The following is a 6735-nucleotide window of genomic DNA, read 5'->3' on the forward strand; positions in this document are numbered from 1 at the left end:
GCAAACACGCACTGCCGAACACACTCGCTCACGGCAACTTCCATCCCAGAAACTCCCACACAATAGACGACCAGATTTTCCCTCGACTTCGCCGACGCCCACCCCACCCAACGGACGCCCGACGATCACCCCCACCCGTGAGCCCGAAGATTCGATCTCACCAGACCTGCCTCGACTCACAGGCAACGCACTTCCCGAACAGATCGCGTTCCGCTTCAAACCGAGCGAGCGAATCCACCACGACCAAACCCGACTGGCGAAGTCCGCCCGACGCATACGAAATTCGATCAACAACGAAGTGGATCGGCTGTCGCGTTCCACGTGAAACACTTCCGCTCCCCGAACGCGACACCCATCCGCAACTACCGAAAATAGACCCGCTTCAAGCCCATACAACGACCCTCGGCATGATTCGTCACGTTACGAAACGCGCGAACCCGCTAGATGGAAGAGATTTCAGGTCGATCAGGATTCGCGACGCTTCCGAGCCTTCTTCTCCACTCCGGCGGCCTTCCGTTCACTGCGACGAGTCGGACGCTCGGAGCGGGGGAGTAGCTCGGCACTGATGACAAGAGTGGGGATTTCCACGATGCCGGCGCCACACCCGACAACCCGGAGATCGGTCGCACCGTCACGAATCAGCTCGGCACCGTCGCGCTCGAGTTCTTCGGCGGCCCTGGTTCCTTTGAGAGCGAGCATGCGACCGTGGTCGCGAAGAAGGGGGAGCGACCAGTGGGCGAGTTTGGCGAGAGGAGCCACCGCGCGCGAGGTGACGACATCCGCGCCGCCCGCTTCTTTGATCACGCCGGATTGCTCCGCACGACCGCGAACCACCGTGACATCCAACCCGGCTTCTTCGATGAACTCGCTCAGGAAGATCGTCCGCCGCAGCAGCGGTTCCACGAGAGTGATGCGAAGGTCGGGCCGGGCGATCGCGAGGGGGATTCCGGGAAGCCCGGCACCGCTGCCGATATCGACAACCGAAGCGCCTTCATCGATCAGCTCGCCGATGACGGCACAGTTGAGAATGTGGCGCTCCCACAGCCGGGGAACCTCACGGGGACCGATGAGACCGCGTTCCACACCGGCCGTCGCCAGCGCCGCGTAGTACCGGCGGGCGATGTCCAAGCGGTCGCCGAACACTCGGGCAGCGGCGGCGGGCGGTTCCTGCTCGTCGGACGGCGCACCCAGTTCTCGTTCCACGTGAAACATCCTTCCGAGTGATGGCAATGAAAAAGCCCCCGGTCCGAGACCGGAGGCCTAATCACATCGTTCGTGGTTACGGCGGAAGTCAGCCTACTCGGGCACTACCACCACATGACGATTCGGCTCGACGCCTTCGCTCTCGCTCGCTACGCCATCGATATCGGCGACAGCGTCGTGCACGATCTTGCGCTCGAACGGAGTCATCGCGGACAGCGCTTCGGGTGCGCCCGACTCGAGCACCCGCTTCGCGGCGGCGACGCCGATCTCGCTCAGATCGGTCCGGCGCTGTGCACGCCAGCCGGCCACATCGAGCATCAGACGGCTACGCACGCCGGTCGCCTGCTGCACGGCGAGCCGAGTCAGCTCCTGCAGCGCGTCGAGCACTTCACCGTTTCGCCCGACGAGCTTGGTCAGATCACGGCCACCGTCGATGCTCACGATGGCGCGGTCGCCCTCGACATCGAGGTCGATATCGCCGTCGAAGTCGAGCACATCGAGTAGCTGCTCGAGGTAGTCGCCCGCGATCTCGCCCTCTTCGATCAACGCTTCTTCGGCGTCGTTCACGACGTCAACAGCAGTCGTCGCCACAGTGGCGTCCCCTCCGTCGGTCTCGGTCTCAACAGTCATTGGATTCCCTCTATCCGATCGCGTCTCAGCGCTTACGCTTCTGGTTCGCACGGCCACGGTTACCCGGCCGCTGCTGCCCGCCGGGCCTGCGCTTGCCACCGCCCTGCTTGGCCGACTGTTTAGGAGTGGTGCCGTTGGTCGCCGCGGTGCCGTTCACCGAAGGCTCGTCATCGACGGCCGGGGCGTCCTGCTTCTTGCGGACGTCGACCGGCTTGGCACCGGGCTTGGGCGCGTTCTGCGACCGCAGCTCCAGCTTCTTCTGCTTACGCTCTTCGTCTTCCTTTTCCATCCGGCCGAACACCAGGTGCTGCTGTCCGTAGGTCCAGATGTTGTTGGCCACCCAGTAGAGCAGGATGCCGATCATCAGGAAGGGGCCACCGACCATCACGCCGAGCGGGAAGACCCACAGCGACAGCTTGTTCATGATGGCGGCCTGCGGGTTGGCGGCGGCTTCGGGAGTCTGCCGCTGCACCGAGGCGCGGGCGTTGAAGTGGGTCGCCAGACCGGCGATGATCATCAGCGGCACGGCGACGAGAGCGATGTTCAGCTTCGTGGGCGTACCGCCCCAGTCCGCGAAGGCTTCCAGCTGCTCGGGCGGCGCGGTGATGAACGCCGCGATCGGCGCACCGAAGATACGGGCACTCAGGAACGACTGGACGTCGGCCGCGCTGAAGATGTAGTTCGCGGTATGCGCGTTGTCGTAGTTCGACATCCCGACCTGGCCCCAGCCGGTGCCGGTTCGGTTGAACGAACGAAGCACGTGGAACAGACCGAGGAAGACCGGCACCTGCACCAGGACGGGCAGGCAGCCCATGAGCGGGTTGAAGCCGTGCTCCTTCTGGAGCTTCTGCATCTCCTTCGCCATGGTCTCGCGGTCGTTCTTGTACTTCTTCTGCAGCTCCTTGATCTGGGGCTGCAGCTCTTGCATCTGTTTGGTTGTGCGTACCTGCTTGACGAACGGCTTGTACAGCACCAGGCGCAGCGTGAACACGAGGAACACGATCGCCAGTGCCCAAGTGAGACCGCTGTCAGGCCCGAACACAAAGCCGAAGGCTTTGTGCCAGAACCACAGAATTGCGGATACCGGCCAATAGATGATGTCGAGCACGGCTCTAGGTACTCCCGTCGTTCGTATCGCCGATCAGCGCGGGCGATGACTTTGTGCAGGCATTCGACCCGCGCTCTGGCACGGGATCCCACCCTCCAGGGTGCCAGGGCGCGCATTTCGCGAGCCGCACGACCGTGAGGGCCGATCCGACGACCAGCCCGCGGGTACGCAAGGCAGTCACCGCGTACTCACTGCAGGTGGGGGTGAACCGGCAGATCGGCATTCGGGTGGGGGAGACATAGGTCCGGTAGAGCTCGATCAGGGCGATCAGGGCTTTCGCGGGCAGGCGGGTGAGGGTCCTCATCGCCGTTCACCGGCCGAGGTGCGACCGAGCGCGAGCTCCGGTTCCCCGCGCAAGCCGAGCTTGCGCAGGCCGGTGCGCAGCTGGCGCAGCAACTCGGCGGAATCGGCGTTGGCGGCGCCGGGCAGTGCCCGGATCACGACATCGGTGCCGACCGGCAGTTCATCGACCACCTGGGCGCACATATGACGCAGGCGGCGGGCCACCCGGTGGCGAACCACCGCGTTTCCCACCGCCTTGCTGACAATCAGTCCGAACCGAGGACCACCTACGCGGACCAGAGAATCGCCGTCGGCGACATCGTCGTACGCGTGCGTGAGCGCGTGTACGACGAGATCTCGCCTCCCGATTCGCTGACCGCGGCGCACCGTGCGGGAGAATTCGGCACGGTGGTGCAACCGATACGGCTCAGGCAACACCCGAGCGTCCGACTACGCGCGATCAGGCAGTCAGTTCGGTACGGCCCTTACGGCGACGCGCCGCAACGATGGCGCGGCCCGCACGGGTCCGCATCCGGAGACGGAAGCCGTGGACGCGCGCCCGACGACGGTTGTTCGGCTGGAACGTCCGCTTGCCCTTGGCCACGGTCAACACTCCTGTAGTAGGTGGGCACCATTCGGCGCCCGAAGTCTGTACAAATGATTTGTCTGCGCTGCGGACCGCGGTCTACGCACAGATTGCCTTGGCGATCGATGTGCAGCAGACAGCCGCCAACCGCGCCAAGGGGTGACTGTACGAGGGTACTTATCCCGAAGGAACGGGTCAAACTCGGCCCCCACGTACCTGTCACCGGCACAGGTCAAGGCTACCGGACGCCCGAACGGACCAGAGGTCTGGCCCGACCAGGCACGACACGCCCGGGCCGCAGTGACGCATGCGGCCACTTTTCGTGAGTTCTTCCACACCCCTGGCGTTGTGCGGCGCGGCCAGCTAGCCTCTGTAGCCGGGGGATTGCTGAAGAACCGCAGGTCCAGCCCCATTCACTGCCACACGCTGGCAGAATTCCTTTATCCCCAGGTTTGTCCACATCTGTGGATAATTATGTGGACAGACGGCCGCAGTGGCATATTCGTAAGGCCGTCGGTGCCCGCGCCGCAGTCCGAATTACCGGGCCACAGCGTTCGAACCGGCTTCGGTTGTACGCAGGATCACTGGATTACACCTGTTCACGGGTGCTTTCCGGCGTGCGCGAAGGCCGTGGGCCCCAACAAACCGGTCCGGGGAGGACGCTGTATGGACGACGAGCAGAACGTGCTGGCCACAGTGTGGCCGGAGGTGGTTGCCGAGCTCACCACCGGCTCTGCCGACGGCGCCATCCCCGCGGTGAGTCGTGCACAGCAGGCCTGGTTGAAGCTGGTGAAGCCGCTCACCGTCGCGCAGGGTTTCGCGTTGCTGTCGGTCCCGTCCTCGCTGGCACAGGAGGCGATCGAGCGTGATCTGCGCGAGCCGATCCTGCGATCGCTCGGCCGCCGGCTGGGTCCCCAGGTGGAAGGACTCGGGGTGCGCATCGCGGCGCCGAGCCCGGCCGCGGGGGAGCGGGCCGGTAGTTCGCCCCGGCACGCCAGGATGACGAGCAGGCCGGAGCGTCCGCGCGAGCAGGTGCGCCCACCCGCCGGTTATCCCGGTCCCGATTTCAGTGTTCCCGATTACGCCACCCGTGGTGAGTACGGCAGGCCGCGCTACGGCGCGGGCGAGTACCCCGGCCAGGGTGGCGAGTACGGCAACGACTATCAGTCGTCCCCCGACTATCCGGCCAACGGCGAGTACCCGAGCAGCTACGGCGGCCGTGAGTACCCCGGGCAGGCCGGCGAGTACGGCGAGCGCAACGACTACGCGGGGCACCGCGAGTACCCGGCCGAATCGGAGTACCAGCAGCAACAGCCCGATTACCAGCAACAGCCGGAGTACCAGCAGAATCCGTCGGAATTCGGCCAGCAGCCCGAATACCAGCAGGCACCGCCGGAGTACGGCCAGCAACCGGAGTACAAGCAGCCGCCCGCGGAATACGGCCAGCAGCCCGAATACCAGCAGGCACCGTCCGATTTCGGCCAACCTGCCGAGTACCAGGGCGACCGTAACGAGTTCCCCGGCACCGATTTCGAGCCGACTGGGGCGTACCCCGTCCCCGACTATCCCGGCGCCGAGTTCGGTGGGCGCGGTGAGTTCCGTGGCGCGCGTCCGGACCAGCGAGTCCCCGAGACCGCACCGCCCGCCCGCCGCGAGCAAGCCGCGGCACCGCGTCGCGACCACTCCGGCCAGGAGTCGCTGTTCACTCCCGACCCGGCGCCGCAGCGCGCGCCGAACCGCGGCAGGCCGTCCGAAGAGCCCGCCGCCGCTCGTGCCGAGGAACCGAGCGCTGAGGGCCAGGACAAGCCGTTCCCCGGTCAGCCCGGCGCGCAGCCGGCCGACGACGAACCCGTGGTGAGCAACCGCAACAACTGGCCGACCTATTTCAGCAAGTCGCCCGAGGCGCCGCCGCAGTCCTCCTCGTCGGCCAGTCTCAATGCCAAGTACACGTTCGAGACCTTCGTCATCGGCGCGTCCAACCGGTTCGCACATGCTGCCGCGGTCGCCATCGCGGAGGCGCCTGCGCGCGCCTACAATCCGCTGTTCGTCTGGGGCGCTTCGGGATTGGGCAAAACCCACCTGCTGCACGCGGCGGGTCACTACGCACAGCGGCTGTTCCCCGGCATGCGGGTGAAGTACGTCTCGACCGAGGAATTCACCAACGACTTCATCAACAGCCTGCGCGACGACCGAAAGGTCGCGTTCAAGCGGCGCTACCGCGAGACCGACATCCTGCTGGTCGACGACATCCAGTTCATCGAGGGCAAGGAAGGCATCCAGGAGGAGTTCTTCCACACCTTCAACACCCTGCACAACGCGAACAAGCAGATCGTGGTGTCCTCGGACCGCCCGCCCAAGCAGCTGGCCACCCTGGAGGAACGGCTGCGGACTCGCTTCGAGTGGGGCCTGATCACCGATGTGCAGCCGCCTGAGCTGGAGACTCGCATCGCGATTCTGCGCAAGAAGGCGCGGATGGACCGGCTCGATGTCCCGCACGACGTGCTCGAGCTGATCGCGAGCCGGGTGGAGCGCAATATCCGCGAGCTCGAGGGTGCGCTGATCCGGGTGACGGCGTTCGCCTCGCTCAACGGTCAGCCGCTCGACCTCTCGCTGGCCGAGGTGGTGCTGCGCGACCTGATGCCCGACACGGCGGCACTGGAGATCAACGCGGCGACGATCATGGCTGTCACCGCCGAGTACTTCAACACCACGCTCGAGGAGCTGACCGGCCCGGGTAAGGCGCGTCCGCTGGCGCAAGCCAGGCAGATCGCGATGTACCTGTGCCGCGAGCTCACCGATCTGTCGCTGCCCAAGATCGGGCAGGCGTTCGGTCGAGACCACACCACGGTGATGTACGCGGAGAAAAAAGTCCGCAAGGAGATGACCGAGCGCCGTCGGGTCTACGACCAGGTCCAAGAACTCACAG

General features: G+C 65.5%; 7 protein-coding genes. 1 reads left to right on the forward strand and 6 read right to left on the reverse strand.

Translation table 11 applies throughout. From position 1 onward, the window contains the following. Window positions 1-465: 465 nt before the first annotated feature. From rsmG to rpmH, 6 genes are all read right to left on the reverse strand, one after another. Entirely contained in the window at window positions 466-1212 is a 747-nt protein-coding gene (rsmG, locus tag ACFWF3_RS18975) for a 16S rRNA (guanine(527)-N(7))-methyltransferase RsmG (RefSeq protein WP_379314667.1), read from the reverse strand. A gap of 84 nt (window positions 1213-1296) precedes the next feature. Then, window positions 1297-1833 carry a R3H domain-containing nucleic acid-binding protein gene (locus ACFWF3_RS18980; protein ID WP_266294803.1) on the reverse strand — a complete coding sequence of 179 codons (537 nt, stop codon included), beginning with the start codon at window positions 1831-1833 and terminating at the stop codon, window positions 1297-1299. A gap of 25 nt (window positions 1834-1858) precedes the next feature. Then, window positions 1859-2941, reverse strand: coding sequence for a membrane protein insertase YidC (gene yidC, locus ACFWF3_RS18985; protein ID WP_378989376.1), 1083 nt, complete (start codon window positions 2939-2941; stop codon window positions 1859-1861). 4 nt (window positions 2942-2945) lie between these two features. Next, entirely contained in the window at window positions 2946-3245 is a 300-nt protein-coding gene (gene yidD, locus ACFWF3_RS18990; RefSeq protein WP_101465063.1) for a membrane protein insertion efficiency factor YidD, read from the reverse strand. Then, window positions 3242-3661 carry a ribonuclease P protein component gene (rnpA, locus tag ACFWF3_RS18995; protein ID WP_379314668.1) on the reverse strand — a complete coding sequence of 140 codons (420 nt, stop codon included), beginning with the start codon at window positions 3659-3661 and terminating at the stop codon, window positions 3242-3244. Before rnpA ends, yidD begins: the two co-directional genes overlap by 4 nt. A gap of 22 nt (window positions 3662-3683) precedes the next feature. Then, window positions 3684-3827, reverse strand: a complete 144-nt coding sequence (gene rpmH, locus ACFWF3_RS19000; protein WP_082843828.1) for a 50S ribosomal protein L34 — start codon at window positions 3825-3827, stop codon at window positions 3684-3686. A 648-nt stretch (window positions 3828-4475) separates the two neighbouring features. On the opposite strand from rpmH, the gene dnaA reads away from it, so the two are divergent. Continuing rightward, a partial coding sequence (gene dnaA, locus ACFWF3_RS19005; protein ID WP_379314669.1) for a chromosomal replication initiator protein DnaA occupies window positions 4476-6735 on the forward strand: 2260 nt, incomplete at its 3' end.

Origin of the sequence: Nocardia sp. NPDC060220, from assembly GCF_042727815.1 — a bacterium.
In the GTDB taxonomy this organism is placed as follows: Bacteria; Actinomycetota; Actinomycetes; order Mycobacteriales; family Mycobacteriaceae; genus Nocardia.